Annotated in this window: 21 protein-coding genes; 15 read left to right on the forward strand and 6 right to left on the reverse strand. The window is 69.0% G+C overall.

Translation table 11 applies throughout. From position 1 onward, the window contains the following. Window positions 1–89 precede the first annotated feature (89 nt). From ilvD to prfA, 10 genes are all read left to right on the forward strand, one after another. Window positions 90–1,970, forward strand: a complete 1,881-nt coding sequence (ilvD, locus tag LQ566_RS15720; RefSeq protein WP_231092714.1) for a dihydroxy-acid dehydratase — start codon at window positions 90–92, stop codon at window positions 1,968–1,970. A 199-nt stretch (window positions 1,971–2,169) separates the two neighbouring features. Continuing rightward, the gene (locus LQ566_RS15725; protein WP_231092715.1) at window positions 2,170–3,114 is read left to right on the forward strand and encodes a Dyp-type peroxidase; all 945 of its coding nucleotides are present in this window, start codon (window positions 2,170–2,172) and stop codon (window positions 3,112–3,114) included. 187 nt (window positions 3,115–3,301) lie between these two features. After that, complete coding sequence (locus LQ566_RS15730) at window positions 3,302–4,690, forward strand: DUF2252 domain-containing protein (RefSeq protein WP_231092716.1); 1,389 nt, start codon at window positions 3,302–3,304, stop codon at window positions 4,688–4,690. Between the two features lie 57 nt (window positions 4,691–4,747). After that, window positions 4,748–6,412: an arginine--tRNA ligase gene (argS, locus tag LQ566_RS15735; RefSeq protein ID WP_231092717.1), complete on the forward strand. Its 1,665-nt coding sequence runs from the start codon at window positions 4,748–4,750 to the stop codon at window positions 6,410–6,412. Between the two features lies 1 nt (window position 6,413). After that, window positions 6,414–7,184: an LmeA family phospholipid-binding protein gene (locus LQ566_RS15740; RefSeq protein ID WP_231092718.1), complete on the forward strand. Its 771-nt coding sequence runs from the start codon at window positions 6,414–6,416 to the stop codon at window positions 7,182–7,184. A gap of 143 nt (window positions 7,185–7,327) precedes the next feature. Next, window positions 7,328–8,770, forward strand: a complete 1,443-nt coding sequence (lysA, locus tag LQ566_RS15745) for a diaminopimelate decarboxylase (protein WP_231092719.1) — start codon at window positions 7,328–7,330, stop codon at window positions 8,768–8,770. Beyond that, window positions 8,767–10,068 carry a homoserine dehydrogenase gene (locus tag LQ566_RS15750; RefSeq protein WP_231092720.1) on the forward strand — a complete coding sequence of 434 codons (1,302 nt, stop codon included), beginning with the start codon at window positions 8,767–8,769 and terminating at the stop codon, window positions 10,066–10,068. Before lysA ends, LQ566_RS15750 begins: the two co-directional genes overlap by 4 nt. Before the next feature lie 69 nt (window positions 10,069–10,137). Continuing rightward, window positions 10,138–11,073 carry a homoserine kinase gene (gene thrB / locus LQ566_RS15755; RefSeq protein ID WP_231092721.1) on the forward strand — a complete coding sequence of 312 codons (936 nt, stop codon included), beginning with the start codon at window positions 10,138–10,140 and terminating at the stop codon, window positions 11,071–11,073. Window positions 11,074–11,210: 137 nt separating this feature from the next. Beyond that, on the forward strand, window positions 11,211–13,274 hold the full coding sequence (gene rho / locus LQ566_RS15760) for a transcription termination factor Rho (RefSeq protein WP_231092722.1): 2,064 nt from the start codon (window positions 11,211–11,213) through the stop codon (window positions 13,272–13,274). Window positions 13,275–13,292: 18 nt separating this feature from the next. Then, a complete protein-coding gene (gene prfA / locus LQ566_RS15765; protein WP_231092723.1) occupies window positions 13,293–14,372 on the forward strand; it encodes a peptide chain release factor 1 in 1,080 nt (359 codons plus the stop codon). 60 nt (window positions 14,373–14,432) lie between these two features. On the opposite strand, the gene LQ566_RS15770 is transcribed toward prfA, so the two are convergent. From LQ566_RS15770 to cysK, 6 genes are all read right to left on the reverse strand, one after another. Then, window positions 14,433–14,843, reverse strand: coding sequence for a GNAT family N-acetyltransferase (locus LQ566_RS15770; RefSeq protein WP_231092724.1), 411 nt, complete (start codon window positions 14,841–14,843; stop codon window positions 14,433–14,435). Between the two features lie 115 nt (window positions 14,844–14,958). Continuing rightward, window positions 14,959–15,924, reverse strand: a complete 966-nt coding sequence (locus tag LQ566_RS15775) for an SRPBCC family protein (RefSeq protein WP_231092725.1) — start codon at window positions 15,922–15,924, stop codon at window positions 14,959–14,961. After that, a complete protein-coding gene (locus LQ566_RS15780) occupies window positions 15,921–16,166 on the reverse strand; it encodes a hypothetical protein (protein ID WP_231092726.1) in 246 nt (81 codons plus the stop codon). The genes LQ566_RS15775 and LQ566_RS15780 overlap by 4 nt, the downstream gene beginning before the upstream one ends. 50 nt (window positions 16,167–16,216) lie before the next feature. Next, entirely contained in the window at window positions 16,217–17,611 is a 1,395-nt protein-coding gene (locus tag LQ566_RS15785; protein ID WP_231092727.1) for an amidase, read from the reverse strand. Window positions 17,612–17,651: 40 nt separating this feature from the next. Further along, window positions 17,652–18,221, reverse strand: coding sequence for a serine O-acetyltransferase EpsC (gene epsC / locus LQ566_RS15790; protein WP_231092728.1), 570 nt, complete (start codon window positions 18,219–18,221; stop codon window positions 17,652–17,654). A gap of 128 nt (window positions 18,222–18,349) precedes the next feature. Continuing rightward, window positions 18,350–19,288 (reverse strand): cysteine synthase A, encoded by a 939-nt coding sequence (gene cysK / locus LQ566_RS15795; RefSeq protein ID WP_231092729.1) that lies wholly within the window; start codon window positions 19,286–19,288, stop codon window positions 18,350–18,352. Window positions 19,289–19,443: 155 nt separating this feature from the next. Here cysK and prmC point away from each other — a divergent pair, with 155 nt between their 5' ends. The 5 genes from prmC (at window position 19,444) to atpB (ending at window position 23,909) form a co-directional block, all read left to right on the forward strand. Beyond that, complete coding sequence (gene prmC / locus LQ566_RS15800) at window positions 19,444–20,319, forward strand: peptide chain release factor N(5)-glutamine methyltransferase (protein WP_231092730.1); 876 nt, start codon at window positions 19,444–19,446, stop codon at window positions 20,317–20,319. 135 nt (window positions 20,320–20,454) lie between these two features. Further along, window positions 20,455–21,234, forward strand: coding sequence for an L-threonylcarbamoyladenylate synthase (locus LQ566_RS15805; RefSeq protein WP_231092731.1), 780 nt, complete (start codon window positions 20,455–20,457; stop codon window positions 21,232–21,234). Next, window positions 21,231–22,397, forward strand: a complete 1,167-nt coding sequence (locus LQ566_RS15810) for an MraY family glycosyltransferase (RefSeq protein ID WP_231092732.1) — start codon at window positions 21,231–21,233, stop codon at window positions 22,395–22,397. The genes LQ566_RS15805 and LQ566_RS15810 overlap by 4 nt, the downstream gene beginning before the upstream one ends. Further along, window positions 22,394–22,945 (forward strand): Cg1360 family ATP-synthase-associated protein, encoded by a 552-nt coding sequence (locus LQ566_RS15815; RefSeq protein ID WP_231092733.1) that lies wholly within the window; start codon window positions 22,394–22,396, stop codon window positions 22,943–22,945. The genes LQ566_RS15810 and LQ566_RS15815 overlap by 4 nt, the downstream gene beginning before the upstream one ends. Before the next feature lie 148 nt (window positions 22,946–23,093). Next, on the forward strand, window positions 23,094–23,909 hold the full coding sequence (gene atpB / locus LQ566_RS15820; RefSeq protein ID WP_231092734.1) for a F0F1 ATP synthase subunit A: 816 nt from the start codon (window positions 23,094–23,096) through the stop codon (window positions 23,907–23,909). Window positions 23,910–23,929 lie beyond the last annotated feature (20 nt).

Below are 23,929 nucleotides of genomic sequence, written 5' to 3' on the forward strand. Positions count from 1 at the left end.
GGAATCCGAACCTAGCAGTCTCACTACTAGTATCAGCGCCGTTCGGCTCCGGTGCCGACAATGCCCGAGGGCGCATCCATACTGGATCCATGCCGATGCTTCGCTCTCGTACCGTGACTCATGGCCGCAATATGGCCGGTGCCCGCGCACTGATGCGCGCTTCCGGTGTTGCCGATTCGGACATCGGCAAGCCGATCATCGCCGTCGCGAACTCCTTCACGGAGTTCGTCCCCGGCCACACCCACCTCCAGCCCGTCGGACGTATCGTCTCGCAGGCGATCCACGACGCCGGCGCCGTCGCACGTGAGTTCAACACGATCGCCGTGGATGACGGCATCGCGATGGGGCACGGCGGAATGCTCTACTCGCTCCCGTCTCGCGACCTGATCGCCGACTCGGTGGAGTACATGGTGAACGCGCACTGCGCGGACGCCCTGGTCTGCATCTCCAATTGCGACAAGATCACCCCCGGCATGCTGATGGCCGCGCTCCGCCTCAACATCCCCACCGTGTTCGTCTCCGGTGGACCGATGGAGGCAGGCCGGGTCACCCTCACCGACGGCTCGGTGCGCTCACTCGATCTCGTCAATGCGATCTCCGATGCCGTGGACGAGTCGATCTCCGATGCCGACATCAACCTCATCGAGGAGAACGCCTGCCCCACGTGCGGCTCGTGCTCCGGCATGTTCACGGCCAACTCGATGAACTGCCTCACCGAGGCCATCGGTCTGTCGCTGCCCGGCAACGGTTCGGTGCTCGCCACGCACACCGCTCGCCGTGCGCTGTACGAGAAGGCCGGCGCCACGATCGTCGACCTCGCCCAGCGCTACTACGAGAAGGACGACGAGTCGGTGCTCCCGCGCTCGATCGCGACCCACGAGGCGTTCGACAACGCGATGGCGCTCGATGTCGCCATGGGCGGCTCCACCAACACGATCCTGCACCTGCTGGCCGCGGCCCGCGAAGCGGGTGTCGACTACGACCTGCACGACATCGACGCTCGTTCGCGTCAGGTGCCGTGCCTGGCGAAGGTGGCGCCCAACCCCGCCTACGGGAAGATGTACTACATGGAGGATGTCCACCGCGCCGGTGGCATCCCCGCTCTGCTGGGCGAGCTGAACCGCGGTGGGCTGCTGCACACCGACGTCAAGACCGTGCACTCCGACTCGCTGCAGCAGTGGATGGACGACTGGGACATCCGCGGCGGGAAGGCCAACGATGAGGCCACGGCCCTGTGGCACGCCGCGCCGGGCGGACAGCGCTCCTCAACCGCCTTCTCCCAGTCCAACGAGTGGACCTCTCTCGACACGGACGCTGCCGAGGGCTGCATCCGCTCGGTCGAGCACGCCTATTCGAAGGACGGCGGACTCGCCGTCCTGCACGGCAACATCGCCCGTCACGGCTCGGTCGTGAAGACGGCCGGCGTCGACGAGTCGATCTGGGTGTTCGAGGGTCCCGCCGTGGTCTGCGAATCGCAGGAGGAGGCGGTTCAGAAGATCCTGGACAAGACCGTGAAGGAGGGCGACGTCGTCGTCATCCGCTATGAGGGCCCCAAGGGCGGGCCGGGCATGCAGGAGATGCTGTACCCGACCTCGTTCCTCAAGGGCCGCGGCCTCGGCAAGAAGTGCGCCCTCATCACCGACGGCCGGTTCTCGGGGGGAACCTCGGGCCTGTCGATCGGGCACATCTCGCCCGAGGCCGCGTCCGGCGGCGAGATCGCGCTGATCGAGGACGGCGACCTCATCCACATCGACATCCCCAACCGCGCGATCCGCGTGCTCGTGGACGATGCCGAGCTGGACGCCCGCCGCGAGAAGCTCGAGGAGAACGGCGGTTACCACCCGAAGAGCCGCGAACGTCACGTCTCGGCGGCGCTGCGTGCCTACGCCGCGATGGCTACCTCCGCCGACAAGGGCGCTGTGCGCGACGTGGACGCGCTCTACCGCATGACCAGCCCACAGCCGGCCTGAGCACACGGTTAGAGGAGACGAAGGCACCCGCGATCCGCGGGTGCCTTCGTCGTCGCCGGCGCCGTGCCCGACTTCGTGCGCTGCTCCGCCGTCATTCCTCGACCTGCCAGGATCCGCGAGGCACCGTGCAGGAGCCCCCGCGAAGGACGCGCCGATGCCTGACCGCCGCTCGGATGGCCGAGTGACGCAAGATGGTGCCATGGCACGACTTCGTCCCCAGCGGATCATCGACATCCCGGCGCGCAACGCCCTGTTCCTCGTGCTCACGATCGACGGGGGCCGTGAAGCGGATGTGGTCGATGTGCTCAGCGACATCGGCGGGGTGATCCGCGGGGTCGCCTTCCGCGAACCGGAAGAGGGGCTGACGTGCGTGGTCGGGATCGGAGCAGACGCGTGGGATCGCCTGTACTCGGCGCCCCGGCCGCCGGGTCTGCACCCGTTCGTCGCACTCGACGGCACCGCGCACCACGCGCCGTCGACACCGGGTGATCTGCTGTTCCACATCCGCGCTCGGCGGGCAGACCTCTGCTTCGAGCTGGGCCGGCGGATTCTGGAGCGCCTGGCGGGGATGGTGAGCGTCGCTGACGAGGTGCACGGCTTCCGGTACTTCGACGAGCGCGACTTCCTCGGCTTCGTCGACGGCACCGAGAACCCGCCGAACGGGATCGAGGCGGAGGATGCAGCCCTCGTCGCGGAGGGTCCGTGGGCGGGGACATCGACGGTGATCGTGCAGCGCTACACGCACCAGCTGGCCGACTGGGCGAAGCTGACCACCGAGCACCAGGAGGCCGTCATCGGTCGCACGAAGCTCTCCGACGTCGAATTCGCCGACGAGGACAAGGCTCCCGACTCGCATCTCGTGATGAACACGATCGAGGACGAATCCGGAGTGCAGCGCAAGATCGTCCGCGACAACATGCCGTTCGGCACTCTCTCCACCGGCGAGTTCGGAACGTACTTCATCGGTTACAGCGCGGACGTTGCGGTCACGGAGCAGATGCTGCGCAACATGTTCACGGGCAAGGGTGCTGCGACCCACGACGCGATCCTCGACTTCTCCACGGCGCATACGGGATGCAACTTCTTCGTGCCGACGGAGAACTTCCTGGAGGACCCGGAGCCGTTCCTCGCCGCGCCCGCCTGACCGCGAGGCGCGGTTCGGGCCGCACAGGTGCGAGCGGTTCGGCCGGGCCGGGCAATGGAGGACGACTCGGTGCAAAAGAGCGCCCTGGCTGCCCGTTCGCGGATTCCCGGAGCCGGCGCGCATGTGCGCTCCTGTGCGGTCATCGCGTTGCTGAGCCGCCGTGCTCACGGGTTGCTACCGTATGCCCATGACAGCAGGGGATACCGCGGTGCACGTTCCGGACTCCCGGGCGCGGCAGCGAGAGCACGGACGAGACCTTCGCCGGGAGACACCGCGGTCTGCGCTCGCGGACACCGGGAGCGATGCCGATCGCGACCCGATCGGGATCCTGCGCGCTCAGAACGTCGACCGGCTGGCGGAGCTCGTCCCGCTGCGTCGCGAGCGGATGAGTGAATCGCCCTTCGCGTTCTACCGCGGTGCCGCAGCCGTCATGGCGGCCGACCTGGCCCGCACCCCGCGCACCGGAGTGGAGGTTCAGCTGTGCGGCGATGCGCACCTGTCGAACTTCGGGCTGTTCGCCGCTCGCGACCGCGACCTCATCTTCGACCTCAACGACTTCGACGAGACGGCTCCCGGTCCGTGGGAGTTCGATCTGAAGCGTCTGGTCACCAGCGTCGCGATCCTCGCCCGTCAACTCGGCCTCGGTGATGTCGACGAGGCTGATGCGGCCGCACGCACGTCTCTCGCGTACCGGATCGCGCTGTCGCGCTTCGCGGACATGGAGGCCGCCGAGCGCTTCTTCACGAGGATCTCGGCGAAGCGGATCCTGAAGGTCCTGGGCCGCGCCGGACTCGACGACGATGCCACCAGCGCCGCGACCAAGACCGTGCGCAAGGCGGAACGGAACACCTCGGAGCGCGCCCTCGGCAAGCTCACCGCCATCCGGGCGGACGGCGTGCGCCGCATCGTCGACCAGCCGCCGCTGACCACGCGCGTCGCGGGATGGGAGGGTGCCACCGCGGACGACCTCTTCCGCGGTTACGCCGACACCCTCGACGCCGATGCCGCGGCGCTGCTGTCGCAGTTCCGGGTGACCGATGCGGTGGTCAAGGTGGTCGGGGTCGGCAGCGTGGGCACCCGGTGTCTGCTCGTACTCACGACCAACGCCGACGATGAGGCGCTGTTCCTGCAGATCAAGGAGGCATCAGCGTCGGTGCTGGAGACGCACGCTGGCGCCGTCGCCGAAGCCGAACCCGGGATCCGCGTGGTGCGTGGCCAGCGCATCATGCAGGCATCCGGCGACCCGTTCCTCGGCTCCCTGCGTGCCGATAACGGCCGATCGTTCTACGTCCGGCAGTTCCGTGATAAGAAGGGCGGCGTGGACCCGATGCGGCTGCAGGGTGCCGATCAGATCGCCGCCTATGCCGGGCTCTGCGCCGTCGCCCTCGCCCGGGCGCACGCGCAATCCGGATTCGCGGCCACGATCTCGGGCTATCTCGGCGGCAGGCGCGGACTCGGCGCGGCCGATCACGCTCTGGCCCGGTTCGCGCTCGCATATGCAGACCGCAACGAGGCGGATCACGCCGCGCTCATCGCCGCGAGCGAGACCGACTGGTACCTGCCGGCCGGGGCTTAGCGGCTCGCCTCGCCCGCACGGAGGGGCGGGGAACGGGCCGCATAGAATAGGGGGATCATGAATCCCGATTCGCTCGCCTCCGCCCTGTTCGACGTCGTCGCCCCCATCCTCGCGGAGCGACGCCCCGGCGAGGACCTCGGGGTGAGCGCTGCCGACATCACGCTGGAGCGCCCGAAGAACCGCGACCACGGCGACTGGGCGACCAACATCGCCATGAAGCTCGCGAAGAAGGTCGGCACAAACCCGCGGGAGCTGGCACAGCAGATCGCGGATGCCGCATCGTCGATCGACGGTGTCGATTCCGTCGAGGTCGCCGGGCCCGGATTCATCAACATCCGGCTGGAGGCCGGCGCCGCGGGTGAGCTCGCGCGCACCATCGTGACGGCCGGCGACACGTACGGTCACGCCGACACCCGCTCCGACGAGAACATCAACCTGGAGTTCGTATCGGCGAACCCGACCGGGCCGATCCACCTCGGCGGCACTCGGTGGGCCGCCGTGGGCGATTCGCTCGCGCGCATCCTGCAGTCCCAGGGCGCCTCGGTCACCCGCGAGTACTACTTCAACGACCACGGCGGACAGATCGACCGGTTCGCTCGCAGTCTCCTCGCCGCGCACCTCGGAGAGCCCACGCCGGAGGACGGCTACGGCGGCGCGTACATCGGCGAGATCGCCGCACGTGTCGTGCCGCTCTACGACGGCGATCTCTCCGTGCTGTCGCGGGAGGAGCAGCAGGAGGTGTTCCGCAGCATCGGCGTGGAGCTGATGTTCGCGGAGATCAAGCAGAGCCTGCACGACTTCGGTGTCGACTTCGACGTCTACTTCCACGAGAACTCGCTGCACGAGTCGGGTGCCGTGGAGCGCGCCGTGGCGCGTCTGCAGGAGCTCGGCCACATGTACGAGAAGGACGGCGCGCTGTGGCTGCGCACCACCGACTTCGGCGACGACAAGGATCGCGTCGTCATCAAGTCGGACGGCGACGCGGCCTACATCTCGGGCGACATCGCCTACTACCTCGACAAGCGCGAGCGGGGCTTCAACCGTGAGGTCATGATGCTCGGCGCCGACCACCACGGCTACGTCAAGCGTCTGATGGCCGTCGTCGCCGCCTTCGGCGACGAGCCGTACGTGAACCTGCAGGTGCTCATCGGCCAGATGGTGAACCTGGTGCAGGACGGCAAACCGGTTCGCATGTCCAAGCGCGCGGGCACGGTTGTCACGATGGAGGACCTGGTCGGCATCGTCGGTGTCGACGCGGCGCGGTACGCCCTCACGCGCAGCTCGACCGACTCGAACCTCGACATCGATCTGGACGTGCTGCGCAAGCGCACGAACGACAACCCGGTGTTCTACGTGCAGTACGCGCACGCCCGGACGTTCAACGCGGCCCGGAATGCCGAGGCGGCCGGAGTCGATCGCTCCGTCTTCGCCCCCGAGACGCTGACGCACGAGACCGAGTCGGCGCTCCTCGGCGCGCTGCAGGAGTTCCCGCGACTGGTCGCGTTCGCCGCGGACGTCCGCGAGCCCCACCGCGTCGCCCGCTACCTCGAGGAGATCGCGGGGCTCTACCACCGCTGGTACGACAACTGCCGCATCGTTCCCCTCGGCGATGCGCCGGTGGAGCCGGTGCACCACAGCCGCCGCTGGCTGAACGACGCCACCGGTCAGGTCCTGCGCAACGGCCTCCAGCTCCTGGGCGTCAGCGCCCCCGAGCGGATGTGACATGACCACCGATGCCACCATGGCCGGCGCGCGCCCGAAGCGGCGTCGCTGGCCGTGGGTGCTCGCTGCGGTGGTTGTGCTGCTCGTCGCTGTCGTCGTCGCTGCCGAACTGATCGCCCGTGCGGTCGTGCCCGGCATCGTGGCCGACAAACTCCGTACCGCTCTCTCGCTTCCGGCCGGCCACCCCGTCCAGGTGGGCGTCGACGGCTGGGCTCTCCCGCAGGTGATCGGCCAGCGCCTCGACCACGTCACCGCTTCCTCGGACGGCGTGGCCCTCGGGGCGCTGACCGCCGATGTCTCGGGCACAGCCGAGGGAGTGCGGTTCGACGGCGCGATGGAGTCGGCTCAGATCAGTGCGGACATCTCCGCCGATCAGATCCTCGCTCTCGTGTCCACGGCGGGCGTGCCCGTGGAGGACGTTTCGTTCGGCGACGGTGTGGTCACGGGGTCAGCGGCGCTGTCGGTGTTCGGTCAGCACATCCCGCTCGCCCTCACGCTCGCCCCTGCCGTGGCGGACGGCGATCTGCAGCTCACCGCCGAAAGCGTGGACGTGGGCGGGCTCACGCTCAGCGCGGATGGGGTGCGCGAGAGGTTCGGGAGCCTCGCCGACTCCGTCATCGGCCCCTGGCCGGTATGCCTGCGCGGTCAGCTCCCCGCCGGGGTGCGGCTCACCGCGGTCACGGTCAGCCCCGATGCTCTCGTGGCCACCGCCGACCTCGATGGACGTATCGCGCTGGATCCGTCGTTGCAGGCGATGGGAACCTGCGACTGACCCCAGCCGGGTTTTTCCCGATCCTCCTGCGCCGATGACGCGGAAGGTCACCTGGACGGGGCCGGCATGCCGGTTGCCCTAGACTTTTGGGACGATCCGACGCGCCTCAGCGCAGCGACCGCACCCGTCCAGATTGGTCCACCATGTCTTCCGCCCTGCCCGACAGCCTTGCTCCCGGGTGGCTTCATGAGCCTGCCGACGCCAACGCCCTGGCCGCGGGGGTCTGGCCGGCTCGCTCCGGTCGTGATGCCCGCGGCCGCCTGATGCTCAACGGCATCCCCGCCACCCGCCTGGCGGAGACCTATGGCACCCCGGTGCTCGTGCTCGATGAGGACGAAGTCCGCGAGCGCGCGCGCGGTGCCGCACACGCCTTCGCCGCGGCCGCAGAGCGCCACGGCACCACCGCGCGGGTGTACTACGCGGGCAAGGCCTTCCTCTCCACCCAGATCGCTCGGTGGGTGACGGAAGAGGGCCTGAAGGTCGACGTCTGCAGTCCCGGCGAACTGGCGGTCGCGCTGCGTGCAGGCGTGGCTGCGGCCGACATCGGCTACCACGGCAACAACAAGAGCAGTGCAGCTCTCGCCGAGGCGCTGGAGGCCGGCCTGCGCACGATCGTGGTCGACAACATCGACGAGCTGCGACGCCTCGATGCCGTCGCGCGTGCCGCCGGCACGTGTGTCCGCGTGGTGCTGCGCGTCCAGAGCGGCGTGCACGCCGAGACGCACGACTTTCTCGCCACCGCGCACGAAGACCAGAAGTTCGGTCTCTCCGCCCTCGATGCCGAGGCGGCTGCCGCTCTCATCCATGAGACGGACGCCCTCGATCTCGTCGGGGTGCACTGTCATATCGGCTCGCAGATCTTCGGCGTGGCCGGCTTCCGCGAATCGGCCTCGCGCGTCATCGACCTCTCCATCCGTCTCGGTGGCGGCGAACCGCTGCCCGTCCTGAACCTCGGCGGCGGGTTCGGCATCGCCTACACCTCCGCCGACGCCCCGACGCCGCTGCCGGTGCTCGCCGATGAGATCATCCAGGCTGTGGCAGAGGTTGCCGCTGAGCGCGGTGTGGCGCTGCCCGAGCTCGCCTTCGAACCCGGCCGTGCGATCGTCGGCACCGCCGGGGTGACGCTCTATCGGGTCGGGTCCGTGAAAGACGTCACGGTGGAGACGTCTCACGGCACGGGGCAGCGCACCTACGTCGCCGTGGACGGCGGAATGAGCGACAACGCCCGCCCCGCGCTGTACGGAGCCCAGTACTCGGCGCGCCTGGCCGACCGGACCAGCTCCGCTGCCCCCGCCCTCACTCGCGTGGTGGGTATGCACTGCGAATCCGGCGACATCGTGGTGGATCACGAGTACCTTCCCGGCGACGTCGCCGACGGCGACCTGCTGGCGGTGCCGGTCACGGGCGCCTATTGCGCGTCGCTCGCCAGCAACTACAACCACGTTCCGCGCCCGCCGGTGGTCGCCGTCTCCGGCGGCACCGCGCGGGTCATCGTCCGTGGTGAGACCATCGCCGACCTGCTCGCGCGCGACGCGGGTGTGGACGGCGCGAATGAGCCGGTCATCGGCTCGGAGGAGAACGCATGATCGACTACCGACGCCTCCGCATCGCCCTGCTCGGAGCCGGCTCCGTCGGCTCGCAGGTGGCCAGACTCCTGCTGGAGCAGCGCACCGAACTGGCTGACCGCGCCGGTGCCGATCTGGAGCTCGTCGGCATCGCGGTGCGCGACGTGAACGCGCCCCGCGACACCGAGCTGCCTCGTGAACTCTTCACCACGGATGCGGCCGCCCTCATCCACGGAGCCGATATCGTGATCGAGCTCATGGGCGGACTGGAGCCCGCGCGCGAGCTCATCCTGGAGGCCATCAACTCCGGTGCCGACGTGGTCACCGGCAACAAGGCGCTGCTGGCCACGAGCGGTCCCGAGATCTTCGAGGCCGCTGAGCAGGTGGGCGCCTCGGTGTCTTACGAGGCGGCCGTCGCCGGAGCCATCCCGATCATCCGCCCGCTGCGCGACTCCCTCGCCGGAGACCGCGTCAAACGGATCATGGGGATCGTCAACGGCACCACCAACTACATCCTGGACCGTATGGACACCGAGGGTGCCGACTTCGATGCGGTGCTCGCGGACGCACAGCGCCTGGGGTATGCCGAGGCCGACCCCACCGGAGACGTCGAGGGTTTCGACGCGGCGCAGAAGGCCGCCATCCTCGCCAGCCTCGCCTTCCACACCACCGTGCCGCTCGAATCGGTGCACCGTGAGGGGATCACGACCGTCACCGCCTCGATGATCGAGGCCGCACGTCACGCCGGTTTCGTCATCAAGCTGCTGGCAGTCGCCGAGCGCATGGACACCGACGGGCAGGAGAGCATCTCGGTGCGCGTCTACCCGGCGCTCGTGCCCCGCGAGCACCCCTTGGCGAGCGTCCACGGCGCGAACAACGCCGTCTTCGTGGAGGCTGAGGCCGCCGGCCCCCTCATGTTCTACGGTGCCGGCGCGGGTGGCGTGCAGACGGCCTCGGCCGTGCTCGGAGACGTGGTCTCCGCCGCCCGCCGCCACATCGCCGGCGGCGTGGGCGTGGGGGAGTCCACGCGCGCGAACCTGCCGATCCTCCCGATCGGCGCTGTGACCACCCGCTACCAGATCACCCTGGAAGTGACGGATCAACCCGGTGTGCTCGCGACCGTCGCAAGCATCCTCAGCGACGGCGGCGTGTCCGTTGCGACGGTCGAACAGACTGTCGTCGACGGCGCTGGTACGGCCCGCATCGTGATCGGCACGCACACCGCACGCGAAGAAGACCTGAGCAGCACCGTTCAGCGGCTTTCGGCCAGCGACGTCGTCCGCGCCGTGAGCAGCGTGCTGCGCGTTGAAGGAGAGTGACGTGGCACGTTCCACGAGCGGACGAGTCCGCGACGCCGTCGACCCCCGCCCGGTAAGGCCGCGCCTCGCATGAGCGCTCGCACGGTGGCGGTGCGCGTTCCCGCGACGAGTGCGAACCTGGGTCCGGGCTTCGATACGCTCGGCCTGGCCCTGAGTGTCTACGACGACCTGACGGTGACAGAGCTGCCCGCAGGGGAGCTCGACATCGAGGTCACCGGGTCGGGTTCCGAGGACATCCCGCGGGATGAGTCGCACCTGGTCGTGCGGACGATCCGGCATGTGTTCGATGAGTACGGGGTGCCACAGCCCGGCCTCCGCCTGGTGGCGCACAACGTCATCCCGCACGGCCGCGGGATGGGATCCTCCGGCGCGGCCGTGGTGGCCGGCATCCTGGCCGCCAAGGGGCTGCTCGAAGGCCGCGTTGAGCTGAGCGACGCCGATCTGCTGCGCATCGCGACGGAGATCGAGGGCCACCCCGACAACGTGGCACCGGCCCTGTTCGGCGGTCTCACAATCGCATGGATGACTCCTGAGGGACCCGCTCACAAGAAGCTGCTGGTGCATCGTGGCGTCTCCCCGGTGGTGTTCGTCCCCGACTTCACGATGTCGACCTCGCTGGCTCGCAGCCTGCAGCCCACCCAGGTGCCGCGCGAGGACGCGGTGTTCAACGTGTCGCGCTCGGCCCTGCTGATCGCCGCGCTCATCCAGAGCCCGGAACTGCTGCTGTCCGCCACGGAGGACAAGCTGCACCAGGACTACCGTGCGCAGGCGATGCCCGCCACGATCGAGCTGGTCAGGGCGCTGCGCGCCGAGGGATTCCCCGCGGTCGTATCGGGTGCCGGTCCTTCGGTGCTCGTGCTGGCGGACGGCCCGGGTGCGCGTGCGGCGGCTGTCGAGCTCGCCGCCGGTGTCCCGGGTGCGACATGGGATGCGCGCATGCTCGCCGTCGATTTCAAAGGTGCTACAGTGAGGAACATATCGGGGGATTCCACGCCCGGAGCGTGATCTGACCTCCGATCGCAATTCTGCGAAAACCTCTGCATCATCCCATCGGGAGAACGCAACTTCCCTCCCGATGGTCGTGCTCGTCCGAGTGACGAATGCAGAGATGTCTGACACTTCCCATATTCAGAGGAGCACTCGTGGAGTCGAACTCCGACATCGAGAACACCCCTGCCGTCGAGGCGGCACCCGCCGCCGAGGCAGCACCCGCCCGCAAGCGCGCACCGCGACGTGCGACGACGGCGTCGGCGGCCAAGGCAGCAGCCGACGCATCCGCCGAGGCCGCACCCGCCGCAGACGCGGCGCCGGCTGCGGAAGAGCCCCCGGCCAAGGCGCCGCGCAAGCGCGCACCTCGCCGCAGCACTGCCGCCGATGCGGTCGAGGCGCCCGCGGCCGAGGCATCCGCCGCTGACGCACCGAGCGCCGAGGCTGCAAGCACGGAGGAGGCGCCGAAGAAGCGCCCGTCGCGCGCCCGGAAGCCGAAGGCCGACGCCGAGGCCCCTGCGGAGGCCAGCGCAGACGCCGCTCCCGCCACCGACGCCGCGGCAGAGGCCGAGGCTCCCGCCAAGCCCAAGCGCACCCGTGCCACCAAGGCCGCTGCCGCTCAGGCCGCGGCGGAGGAGAACGCCGCGCCGGTCGCCGGAGCCGAGGGCGCAGTCGATGCTTCGCGCCCGGAGTCCGCTGACAAGGCAGCGACGGCTCCCGCAGCCGATGCCCCGCAGACGCCGGACAGCGGCGAGCAGGCCGAGGGCGGCGAGCAGGCCGAGGGCGGCCGCCGCACCCGTAACCGCAACCGGAACCGGAACCGCAACGGTGGCGATGGTTCGCAGAACGGCAACGGTCAGCAGAACAACGGTGGCCAGAACAACGGTGGCCAGAACAACGGCGACCGCCAGCAGAACGCCGGCGGCCGCAACAACCAGAACCAGAACCACGGGGATGACGAGGGCGGCTCGCGCAGCCGCAAGCGCACGAACCGCCGCGGCGGCAACCAGCAGCAGGACGAGTTCGAGCCGGAGATCGGCGAGGACGACGTCCTGATCCCGATCGCGGGCATCCTGGATGTGCTGGACAACTACGCGTTCGTGCGCACCACCGGCTACCTCGCCGGCCCGAGCGACGTGTACGTCTCTCTCGGACAGGTGAAGAAGTACAACCTGCGCAAGGGCGACGCCGTGGTCGGTGCGATCAAGCAGCCCCGCGAGGGTGAGCAGAGCGGCCGCCAGAAGTACAACGCGCTGGTGAAGGTGGACTCGATCAACGGCCTGTCGGTCGACGATGCGGCCGCTCGCGTGGAGTTCGGCAAGCTGACCCCGCTGTACCCGCAGGATCGGCTCCGCCTCGAGACCGCGCCGGAGAAGCTGACCCAGCGCATCATCGACCTGGTCGCCCCGATCGGCAAGGGTCAGCGCGGGCTGATCGTCGCACCCCCGAAGGCGGGCAAGACGATCGTGCTGCAGCAGATCGCCGATGCCATCGCGCAGAACAACCCCGAGGTCCACCTCATGGTCGTGCTGGTCGACGAGCGTCCGGAAGAGGTCACCGACATGCAGCGCCGGGTGAAGGGCGAGGTCATCGCCTCCACCTTCGACCGTCCTGCCGAGGACCACACCACCGTGGCGGAGCTGGCCATCGAGCGCGCCAAGCGCCTCGTGGAGCTGGGGCGCGACGTGGTCGTGCTGCTCGACTCCATCACTCGTCTCGGCCGCGCCTACAACATCTCGGCCCCCACGTCGGGTCGCGTGCTCACCGGTGGCGTGGACGCTTCGGCGCTCTACCCGCCGAAGCGCTTCTTCGGCGCCGCGCGCAACATCGAGAACGGCGGCTCGCTGACGATCCTCGCGACCGCGCTCGTGGAGACCGGCTCCAAGATGGACGAGGTCATCTTCGAGGAGTTCAAGGGCACCGGCAACTCCGAGCTGCGTCTCAGCCGTCAGCTCGCGGACAAGCGCATCTTCCCGGCGGTGGATGTCAACGCGTCCTCGACGCGTCGCGAGGAGATGCTGCTCAGCCCCGACGAGGTCAAGATCACCTGGAAGCTGCGTCGCGCCCTCGCCGGCCTCGACCCGCAGCAGGCGGTGGAGGTCATCCTGGGCAAGCTCAAGGAGACGTCCTCCAACGTGGAGTTCCTCGTGCAGATGCAGAAGTCCATTCCGGCTCCCACCGGCGGCTCCTCACACGCGCACGAGAACAACATCCGCTGAGCCACGATCCAGACGCTGATGTTCGAGTCCGTTCAGGCTCTGATCGACGAGCACCGCGAGGTCGAGCGGGAGCTCGCCGATCCGGAGGTGCACGCCGACGCCGCCCGTGCCAAGCGGGTGAACCGGCGCTACGCCGAACTCAGCAGGATCGTGAAGGCTCATGAGGACTGGGTGGCGGCGGGGGAGGACCTCGCCGCCGCTCGGGACCTCGCCAAGGAGGATGACGCGTTCGCTGCGGAGATCCCGGCGCTCGAGGAGCAGCTGGCGCTCGCGCAAGAGAAGCTGCGCCGCCTGCTGATCCCGCGTGACCCCGACGACGCTCGCGATGTGATCATGGAGATCAAGGCGGGAGAAGGCGGCGCGGAAAGCGCGCTGTTCGCCGCCGACCTGCTGCGGATGTACTCGCAGTACGCCGCGCATCAGGGGTGGAAGGTCGAACTGCTGGAGCGCAACGAAAGCGATCTCGGCGGGTACAAGGACGTCCAGGTCGCCATCAAGGGCTCCTCGTCCGATCCGTCGCAGGGCGTGTGGGCCCACCTCAAGTACGAGGGCGGGGTGCACCGCGTGCAGCGGGTGCCCGCCACGGAATCTCAGGGGCGCATTCACACCTCCACGACCGGCGTGCTGGTGTTCCCCGAAGTCGATGAACCCGAGGAACTGCACATCGACCCGAACGATCTGAAGATCGATGTCTACCGCTCGTCGGGTCCGGGCGGGCAGTCGGTGAACACCACCGATTCCGCGGTTCGGATCACCCACGTCCCGTCCGGGATCGTGGTGTCCATGCAGAACGAGAAGAGCCAGTTGCAGAATCGCGAGGCCGGCATGCGCGTGCTGCGTGCCCGGCTCCTCGCCAAGCAGCAGGAGGAACTCGCCGCCGCCGCATCCGATGCGCGCAAGTCGCAGATCCGCGGCATGGACCGCTCAGAGCGGATCCGCACATACAACTTCCCGGAGAACCGCATCGCGGATCATCGCACGGGCTACAAGGCCTACAACCTGGACGCCGTACTCGATGGCGCCCTGGAGCCGGTGATCGCCTCGTGCATCGAGACCGACGAGCAGGAGCGACTATCCGCTCTCGGCGACCAGTCCTGACGACGCACGCCAGCCGAGCCCGCACGCGCGGTGGCGCCGGGCGCGGCTGACATCCGCCGGTCAGGTGAGCGTCATGAACTGGGTGGGATCCTCGAGGGGCTCGAAACCGTATGACGCGTAGAGGCCGTGGGCGTCCGCAGTGATCAGCATGACACGGCGCAGGTTCAGCGGCTCCAGCTCGGCGGTGATCCCGGACATGAGGAGCTTGCCGATACCTTCGCCGCGGCGATCGGGGTCGACGAAGACGTCGCAGAGCCACGCGAAGGTGACGCCGTCGGTGATGATGCGGGCATACCCGACCTGATCCCCGGACTCGGTGTCATAGACGCCGTAGGCGCGGGAGTTCGCGATCGCCGCGGCGTGACGCTCGCGGGCTCGACCCCGCCCCCAGTACGACTCCTCAGCGATCCATCGGTGGGTGCGGTCGATGTCGATGCGGGCGGGGTCGGCGGAGAACTCGTAGAGGGTCATGTGGCAACGCTAAGACCCGGCCGGTCCGCTGACACCAGTCCAGCGCGCCGGTGGTGGCCGGTCCTCCGCGACGTGCAGCGCGCCCGCCCGGGCCACGGGGACCGGCCATCTCCTATCAGCGGAACGTCCCGGCGATCGCGTGCGCCGTACTACGTGCGCCCTGGTTCGCCGCCAACCGCGTGATCGGGCGGAGCAGCCTGCCGAGGAGAGGAAAGCCGCCGGAGACGGTTCGGTGCCACTCCACCGTGACCTGCAGACGCGTCCCGCCCGCCGACGGCGCCAGATCGAGGAACAAGTGCTGCCGGTTCGCGCGCGCGAGCGCCGGATACGTCACCGCCCACACGACCCTCGTCGGCTCGGCGGCGTCGATGAACTGCCACTGCTGCAGACGGACGCCTTCGCGCATGCGCAATGGACGACCGTCGGGGCCGGTCGCGGGAGCGTTCGTCAGCCAGAGCCCCCCTTCCTGCTCTCGCGCCGGCTCCCCGACGGCGGGCGCCCATTCGTGCAGGCGAGCCGGATCGCAGACCAGCGCCCAGACCGTGTCGATCGGCGCCGCGACGTGGGCGCTGGCGCTGCCGCTGAGCACGTCCGTGGCGGCGCGACGCTGCGACGAGGGTGCATCGGCCGCCGCGTCGAGCACCCGCTCGAGCTCCGTGCGATCCAGCCCGGTGTGCGCCAGCACGTCGGCGACGTGACCGCTGGGCTCGTCGAGCACAGCGCGGAGGATGCTCGCGGAAAAGTCTCGGCTGGCGGGGACCGACTGGAACAGCTGCAGCACACGCGGACTCCACGTGCACCGTGCGGTCCGCCGCGCGGAGGAGTCATCGGGCTCCACGGCATCCGCGCTCACCCCGAGTGCCGAGAGCCGCTGCGATCGGGTGGCGGCGATTGCTGCGCGCATGCTCTCCCGGTCCAGGCCGCCCGATCGCAGCGCCTGTCCACCGAGCCCGTCGTCCAGGGTGAGCGCGACCAGCAGATCGTCCAGATCCGCGACCGATCGGTGATGCCGTGCCGCTTCCGCGAAGCCCGCCATCGAGAGGGTCTGGGACGTGCCCACGGTGGCGGCGATGCGATTCACGACGACCTCCGCGGCAGGGCGATCGTCGGATCGACGCGGCGGCTGTACTTCTTGTGGACGGCCTGCCGCGTCACGCCGAGGGATGCGGCGATCTCGGTCCAGCTCATCCCGGCGCGCAGAGCCGCCTCGACCTGTCGCAACTCGAGTGATTCGGTGAGCTCTCGTAGCGAGACGACGGCACGCAGCCCCGCGCGCGGATCGGAGGTGTCGGTGGCCACATCCACCATCGTGATCTGGGTCATGCTGTCAACCTAGGTTGCTTCTAGGAAGTTGTCAACCAAGGTTGCGAATGTCATTCGAACCCGGGGGGCCGGGGGAGCGCGCCCCGCTCGGCTTCCAGTCGCCCCGCGAGCGCGAGGATCGCACGCTCGCCGCCGGGCCGTCCCACAAGCTGGACGCTCCAGGGACGACCGCTTGGGCCCGCGAGGACCGGGACCGTGATCGCGGGAAGACCGGCGACGTTCACCCAGCTGGTGTGCGGCGCGTACTCGACCTGCTGGGCGAAGGTGCGCTCGGCATCCTCGGTGCGATACCACCCGAGCGGGCGGGGGTCGAGGGCGAGCGCGGGCGTGAGGACGGCGTCGTACCGCGCGAAGGTCTCGATGGTGCGACGCTCGAACAGCCGCGCTGCGGCATAGGCGGACACCAGTCGCCGCGCGTCGAGATCACGACCCTCGCGCACGAGCCAGGCCGTGATCGGCTCCACCCGGGCGAGTGCGTCCTCGTCGAGCGGGAGGGTCGCGGCACTGGCGCGCCACAGTGTGCCGAACAGTTCCGGGTATCCGGTCGGCTGCCAGTCGGCGCTCTCCACGTCGGCGCCGGCGGCTGCGAGGACCGTCGCAGCGTGGTCGTAGGCTGCCCGCGCATGGGGATCCAGCACGATGTGCATGGCGTGGTCCCAGGGGGTGGTCAGCGTCATGCCCAGGCGCAGTCCCGTGATCTCCGCGCGCGCAGCATCGGCGAACGGACCCGTCCCCGGAGCCACCACCGATCGGTGAGACGGCGCGATCGCGGCGAGCACGTCCAGGAGCAGGGCGGCGTCTCCGACCGTACGCGTGATCGGGCCGTTGACCGCGAGGGCGTCATACGAGTCCAGTCCGGCACCGATCGGCAGCCGCCCCCGGGACGGCTTCAGCCCGACAACGGCACAGGTGGCAGAGGGGATGCGGATCGAACCGCCCCCGTCCGAGGCCGGAGCCCACGGGAGCAGACCTGCCGACACGGCCGCTGCGGCGCCGCCGCTGGAGCCCCCTGCACCGGTGGCGAGATCCCACGGATTACGGGCTGCTGGACCCACACGGGGCTCCGTGAAGCCGGTGAGGCCGAACTCCGGTGTCGTGGTCTTGCCCAGACTGATCCCGCCGGCGGCGTCGAGGGCTTCGGCCAGCGGATCGGACGTGACGGGGATGTGATCGCTGAAGGCTCGCGAGCCGTAGCGGGTGGGCACTCCGGCGCGGGCCACGAGATCCTTGTCGCCGAACGGGACGCCGTACAGGGGTCCGCGGGGCAGATCACCGGCTGCTCGCCGCAGCGCGGCATCCGCGGTGACCTCGGTGAAAGCGCCGACCTGCGTGCCCAGCCGATCGATCCGCTCCAGATAGTGCCCGACCACCTCGGTCGGACTCAGCGCGCCGGTGGCGATCTCGGCGGTGAGTTCGCCGACGGTCAGGTCATGGATCCGGGTCACCGTTTGAGCCTATGCGCTGCGGCTGACCGGATGAGCGAGATCAGATCATGTACTCGGGCGCGGTGAGCACCGCGCGTGTGTCTTCCCCCGGGACGCGGGGCCGCGCTTTCGCGGGGATGCCGATGAGGACGGAGTCCGCGGGGGCGTCACGCGTGACGACGGCGTTGGCGCCGATCGCGGAGCGCGCGCCGATGGTGATGTCGCCGAGCACCTTCGCTCCGGCGCCGATGGCCACACCGTCCTCGATGGTGGGGTGGCGCTTGCCTGCTGCGTGGGTGCGTCCGCCGAGGGTGACGCCGTGGTACATCATGACGTCATCGCCCACGATCGCGGTCTCCCCGATCACCACGCCCGCGCCGTGATCGATGAAGAACCTCCGTCCGATCGTGGCGCCCGGATGGATCTCGATGCCGGTGAGGAAGCGCGCGAACTGTGATCCGGCCCGCGCGACGAAGCGCAGATTCCGGCGCCATAGCCAGTGATTGAGCCGGTGCGCCCACAGCGCGTGCAGTCCCGGGTACAGCAGCGCGATCTCCACCGAGGTGCGCGCCGCCGGATCACGCAGGCGCGCGGCAGCGAGATCCTCGCGCAGGCGGGACAGAGCGGTCATGATCCCATCCTGCCGCCTTCGGGGAGCAACCGGCCGAGTATGACGCGCTGGCTGCGACGACGGCGCCTCCCGAAAACGATGAGCGGGCCGGATCGATGCGATCCGGCCCGCTCAGATGCGGCGGTGGCTCAGCCCTCCCGAAGGTCCTCGAAGAGCGCGGTGGTGATGTAGCGCTCGCCGGTGTCGGGGATGACGACCACGATGCGCTTGCCCGCGGCCTCAGGACGCCGGGCGATCTCCAGCGCCGCCCACACCGCCGCGCCGGCGGAGATGCCGGCGAGGATGCCCTCGTTCGAGGCCAGTGCGCGGGAGGACGCGATGGAGTCCTCGAACGTGACGTCGATGACCTCGTCGATGACGTCCCGGTTCAGGATCGGCGGGATGAAGTTCGGCCCGATTCCCTGGATCTTGTGGGGTCCCAGGGTCCCCTCCGTCAGCAGGGGCGAGTCCTTCGGCTCCACGGCGACGATCGTGATGCCGGGCACCTTCTCCTTCAGCACCTCGCCGACGCCGGTGATGGTGCCGCCGGTGCCGATGCCCGCCACGAAGTAGTCGATCGCCCCGTCGGTGTCGCGCAGGATCTCCGCAGCGGTGGTGCGGCGGTGAACGGCCGGGTTCGCCTCGTTCGCGAACTGGCTCGCCAGAATCGCGCCCGGGGTCTCGGCCACGATGCGCTCGGCCTCGGCGACCGCGCCCTTCATCCCGCCGGCGGGGTCGGTGAGGACCAGTTCCGCGCCGAACGCCTTCAGCAGCACGCGACGCTCGACGGACATCGACGCGGGCATCGTGAGGATCACCTTGTAGCCGCGTGCGGCACCCACGAGGGCGAGGCCGATGCCGGTGTTGCCGCTGGTGGCCTCGACGATCGTGCCACCGGCGGGCAGAGTGCCGGACTCCTCCGCGGCATCGACCAGCGCCACCGCCAGGCGGTCCTTCACCGACGAGCCCGGGTTGAAGTACTCGAGCTTGGCCACCACTTCGGCGCCGGCGCCTTCCGTGAGGCGATTCAGGCGCACCAGCGGGGTGTCGCCGAACGTGGAGGTGATGTCTTCGTGAATACCAGCCATGTGCGGGGCCTTTCGGGTTGTGCGAGCAGCGTTGCCAGTCCTGGCACGATACGACGCCCGGCTGACCGACTTGCGTAATGTGACGCCGCTTGACGAGGCGATGACCGCAATAGGCTGGGGGAGCGTCGCCCGGACGCTGCCGAGGAAGAGGACCGATGACGACGGATTCGACGCTCACCCTGCGTGCCGCCCTGCAGGCGGGCGCCGCCGTGCTCGCCGAGGCCGGCATCCTCGACGCGGCGGTGGACGCGGAGCTCCTCGCCGCTCACGTACTCGAGCTGTCCCGCGGGGGTGTGCAGGCTGCCGTCGTCACGGGGAGGGACCTGAACTCACAGGAGGCTGCCGCGTTCGATGCGGCGATCGCGCGGCGGGCAGAGCGCGTGCCGCTGCAGCACATCACCGGACGCGCGCCGTTTCGTCATCTCGAGCTCTCCGTCGGACCGGGCGTCTTCGTCCCGCGCCCGGAGACCGAGATCCTCGCCCAGTTCGCGATCGACGCGCTCGCGGCCGTGCCGTCGCCGCGTCCACTCGCCGTCGATCTCGGAACCGGTTCCGGTGCGATCGCGATTGCCCTGGCCACCGAGGTGCCCCACGCGCGGATTGTCGCGGTGGAGCGCAGCGCGGATGCGTATCGGTGGGCCGCGCGCAACGTGGCACGACTCACCGACGGCAACCTCGAACTGCGTCACGGCAGTTTCGCGGACGCGCTCGACGATCTGAACGCACAGGTGTCGGTGGTCGCCTCGAACCCGCCCTACGTCCCGGCCGACGCGATTCCGCGAGATCCGGAGGTGCGCCTGCACGACCCGCGCGAGGCGCTGTACAGCGGCGAGGACGGCCTGGATGACATCCGGACGATCTCGCGCGTCGGACTGCGTCTTGCACACTCGGGCGGCATGATCGTGCTCGAGCACGGCGAGTGGCAGGGTCAGGGCGTGCGGGACATCCTCACCTCGGACGGCTGGGTGGCCGCCGCGACGCACCCCGACCTCACCCATCGCGATCGCGTGACCACGGCCGTCCGCCCCTGATCGCCTCCGCCGTCCGCCGCGTCTTCACCGGGGGACTTCCGTGCGTGGACGGGAAGTCGTGCAACGCGGCGATTCTCGCCCGCCGACGGAAGTTTCACGGGAACCGCGGGACGCGCGCCGTAGACTGGGGCTGCCATGTCTCCTGTCTTCGACTGCTCTGATGAAACGCAGCTGCTCAGCGGCATGCGTCACGCCCGCCAGGCCATCGCCCGGGGCGAGCTGATCGTCCTTCCCACCGACACCGTGTACGGCGTGGGAGCCGACGCGTTCAGCCCTGCCGCCGTGCAGCGGCTGCTGGACGGAAAGGGACGCGGACGCGATCAGCCACCGCCCGTGCTGGTCGGCAGCGTCGCCGCGATGACCGCGCTGGTCAGCGAGGTTCCCGATGCGGTCAACGATCTGATCGAGGCGTTCTGGCCCGGCGGGCTCACCATCGTGCTCCCCGCCCAGGAGAGTCTGGTGTGGGACCTCGGGGAGACGCGCGGCACGGTCGCCGTGCGCATGCCCGATCACCGCATCGCCCGGGAACTGCTGATGGAGACCGGGCCGCTGGCCGTCTCCAGCGCCAACCTCACCGGTCAGCCCGCCGCCCGCAATGCCGCCGAGGCGCAGGACATGCTCGGCGACGCCGTTGCCGTCTATCTCGACGGGGGAGAGGTGGCCGAGGGCATCGCCTCGACGATCGTCGACGCGACGACCCTGGTCCGCGCGGCCGATCTGCCGGACGGGCAGCAGCCGGTGGTGCGGGTGCTGCGCGAAGGGGCGATCTCCCGCGAGCGGCTGCGGGAGGTGCTCGGCGACCTCCTCGAGGCCGATCCGGTGGCGGTTTCCATCGCCCTCACCTCCGATGCGGATGCTGACGCCTCCGATGACGCGGCGAGCGTGGAAGGCCCTCCCGGCGGCGAGAACGCGTGAAGCAATATCTCTTCGCCATCATCCTCACGGGAGCCATGTCGCTCATGCTCTCGTGGGGCGTGTGGCAGTTGAGCATGCGCTTCAAGCTGTACCCCGGAATCCGCGAGCGGGACGTGCACACCACGCCCACCCCACGCCTGGGCGGGATCGCGATCTTCCTTGCGATCGCCCTGATGGTGCTCATCTCCCGCGCGAATCCATACTTCGCGCCCTTCTGGGCGGACCCGGCCCCCATCATCTCCGTGCTGATCGCCTCCGCCCTGATCGTCGGTGTCGGGGCAGCAGACGACATCTGGGATCTGGACTGGATGATCAAGCTCGGCGCGCAGTTCATCGCCGCGGGCATCATCACCATCGGGGGCGGGCTCCAGATCATCGCCCTGCCCATCGGCGGCATCATGGTCGGCTCCAGCTGGATCAGCATCGTCGCGACCATGATCGTGATCGTCGTGGTGATGAACGCCGTCAACTTCATCGACGGCCTGGACGGGCTCCTCACCGGTACCGTGCTCATCGCCGCGGGAGTCCTCTTCGCGTACTCCTACATGCTGGTGCGCGATACCGGCGGCGACAACAACTTCAACCTCGCCACGTTCCTCGCCGCAGTGATCGTGGGCGCATGCGCCGGGTTCCTCCCGCTGAACTGGAGACCCGCGAAGCTCTTCATGGGCGACTCCGGCGCGCTGCTGCTCGGACTGCTGCTGGGAACCTGCACCATCGCGATCCTGAGCCGGATCACCCCCGAGATGCTCGACCCGGACACCTTCGGCCAGTCCATGCTGCTCGGGGCCTTCATCCCGATCCTGCTGCTGCCGATCATCATCGTGATCTTCCCGCTCACCGACTTCGTGCTCGCCGTCCTCCGCCGCATGGGCGCAGGCAAGAGCCCGTTCGCGCCCGACCGCAAGCACCTGCACCACCGCATGCTCGACCTCGGCCACTCCGATCGCGACTCCACGCTCATCTTCTACGCCTGGACCGCCGTGCTGTCGCTGTCCGTGCTGCTGATGTACGTGGCGGTGCGAGAGCGCTGGCCCGGCGGGTACTGGCTCGGCATCGCCTTCGCAGCAGTCGGCCTCGCCGCATGCGCCGTGGTCACCTTCATCCCACCCGAAACCGCGCGCCGCACACGACGGCGTGCCCTCCAGGAGGCCTCGAAATGACCCCCGCAGCGCCCGTCGCCAGCAACCCCGTCCTCCGGCGGGTCCTCACCGTCGCGGGGATCGTCACCGCCGTGCTCGCCGTCGCCGGTGCGGTGATCGGCTTCGCCGTGTCCGGAACGTCCGGTCTCTTCAGCGCCCTGGTGGGTGTCGTGCTGGCCGCCCTGTTCCTCGGTATCACCGGCGCCAGCATCCTGATCGCGAATCGCTGGAACGGCGATCCGCTGTACCCCACCCTGTTCTTCTCCATCGTCCTCGGCGGCTGGGTGATCAAGTTCGTGATCTTCATCGTCGCGCTGTTCCTGCTGCGGGGGGCCCCGTGGCTGGACTCGATGGTGTTCTTCATCGCCCTGGTGGTCAGCATCCTGGCGACCCTCGTCGTCGACGTCATCGTCATGATGAAGATGCGCATCCCGTACGTGTCGGATGCCGACCTGCCCACCTCGTTCGACGACGAGGAAGAGGCGACGCAGCCGGCAGCGGGGGAGGATACGCCCGCCGCTCGGGAGGAGTCCTCCCGCAACGCGGAGAAGCCGTTGGATCGCGCGTGATTCGATTCGTGACATCCCAAAAATCTTGATAGGCTGAAGAAGTTCCCCTGGCCTGTGGTGCGCCTCTTGTGCGCGAAGGTCGGGATGACGCCGTCTCACCCATCGTCGTATCGGCTCGCCCGGTGCCCCGAAGTTGGAGCCGCAACCTGTGATCCACGCCGCGAGCATTATCGCCGCTGCCGCCTCGTCTGATGACGAGAACGGCTTCCACGCCCCCTCCATCTGGGAGTTCTTCCCCGATATCGTTCTGTTCGAGGGCACGCCGTTCGCGATCAACCGGATCCACCTGATCCAGATCCTGGTCACCGTCGTGCTCGTGCTGATCCTCTGGCTCGGCACCCGCAAGATGAAGCTGATCCCCGGACGCGGTCAGTCGATCGTCGAGATGGGCTTCGACTTCGTGCGCGTCAACATCGCTCACGACCTCCTGGGGCGCAAGGACGGCAACCGCTTCCTTCCGATCCTCACGACGCTGTTCTTCATGATCCTGTTCATGAACCTGACCGGTGTCATCCCGGGTCTGAACCTGGCGGGTACCTCGATCATCGCGATGCCGCTGTTGCTGGCCGTAGTGGCCTACGTGACCTTCATCTACGCCGGTCTGAAGAAGAGCCCCAAGGGCTTCATCAAGAACTCACTGTTCCCCTCGGGCGTGCCGTGGCCGATCTACTTCCTGGTCACGCCGCTGGAGTTCATCTCGACCTTCATCATCCGTCCCGTCACCCTGACGCTGCGACTGCTGATGAACATGATGGTCGGCCACCTCATGCTGGTGCTGTTCTTCTCGGCCACGTGGTTCTTCTTCTTCCACGCAGGCGGGTTCTTCCCGATCCTCGGTGTCGGCACGCTCGCAGCGGGCTTCGCCTACACCATCTTCGAGCTCCTGGTGGCCTTCCTCCAGGCGTATGTCTTCACCATCCTGACTGCGGTCTACATCCAGCTCGCAGTCGCAGACGAGCACTGAGCGGGTCGGCACAAGCCGCA

The organism is Microbacterium nymphoidis, assembly GCF_021044885.1.
Classification (GTDB): Bacteria; Actinomycetota; Actinomycetes; order Actinomycetales; family Microbacteriaceae; genus Microbacterium; species Microbacterium nymphoidis.

What these genes read in the sequence shown, in the direction of transcription:
- LQ566_RS15730 (WP_231092716.1), top strand. Translation starts at nt 3,302, where the DNA reads ATGACAGCAGGGGATACCGCGGTGCACGTTCCGGACTCCCGGGCGCGG.
- LQ566_RS15780 (WP_231092726.1), bottom strand. Translation starts at nt 16,166, where the DNA reads ATGACCCAGATCACGATGGTGGATGTGGCCACCGACACCTCCGATCCG.
- epsC (WP_231092728.1), bottom strand. Translation starts at nt 18,221, where the DNA reads ATGACCGCTCTGTCCCGCCTGCGCGAGGATCTCGCTGCCGCGCGCCTG.
- LQ566_RS15805 (WP_231092731.1), top strand. Translation starts at nt 20,455, where the DNA reads ATGTCTCCTGTCTTCGACTGCTCTGATGAAACGCAGCTGCTCAGCGGC.
- prfA (WP_231092723.1), top strand. Translation starts at nt 13,293, where the DNA reads ATGTTCGAGTCCGTTCAGGCTCTGATCGACGAGCACCGCGAGGTCGAG.
- LQ566_RS15815 (WP_231092733.1), top strand. Translation starts at nt 22,394, where the DNA reads ATGACCCCCGCAGCGCCCGTCGCCAGCAACCCCGTCCTCCGGCGGGTC.
- cysK (WP_231092729.1), bottom strand. Translation starts at nt 19,288, where the DNA reads ATGGCTGGTATTCACGAAGACATCACCTCCACGTTCGGCGACACCCCG.
- LQ566_RS15750 (WP_231092720.1), top strand. Translation starts at nt 8,767, where the DNA reads ATGATCGACTACCGACGCCTCCGCATCGCCCTGCTCGGAGCCGGCTCC.
- LQ566_RS15770 (WP_231092724.1), bottom strand. Translation starts at nt 14,843, where the DNA reads ATGACCCTCTACGAGTTCTCCGCCGACCCCGCCCGCATCGACATCGAC.
- LQ566_RS15740 (WP_231092718.1), top strand. Translation starts at nt 6,414, where the DNA reads ATGACCACCGATGCCACCATGGCCGGCGCGCGCCCGAAGCGGCGTCGC.
- LQ566_RS15725 (WP_231092715.1), top strand. Translation starts at nt 2,170, where the DNA reads ATGGCACGACTTCGTCCCCAGCGGATCATCGACATCCCGGCGCGCAAC.
- prmC (WP_231092730.1), top strand. Translation starts at nt 19,444, where the DNA reads ATGACGACGGATTCGACGCTCACCCTGCGTGCCGCCCTGCAGGCGGGC.
- ilvD (WP_231092714.1), top strand. Translation starts at nt 90, where the DNA reads ATGCCGATGCTTCGCTCTCGTACCGTGACTCATGGCCGCAATATGGCC.
- thrB (WP_231092721.1), top strand. Translation starts at nt 10,138, where the DNA reads ATGAGCGCTCGCACGGTGGCGGTGCGCGTTCCCGCGACGAGTGCGAAC.
- lysA (WP_231092719.1), top strand. Translation starts at nt 7,328, where the DNA reads ATGTCTTCCGCCCTGCCCGACAGCCTTGCTCCCGGGTGGCTTCATGAG.
- argS (WP_231092717.1), top strand. Translation starts at nt 4,748, where the DNA reads ATGAATCCCGATTCGCTCGCCTCCGCCCTGTTCGACGTCGTCGCCCCC.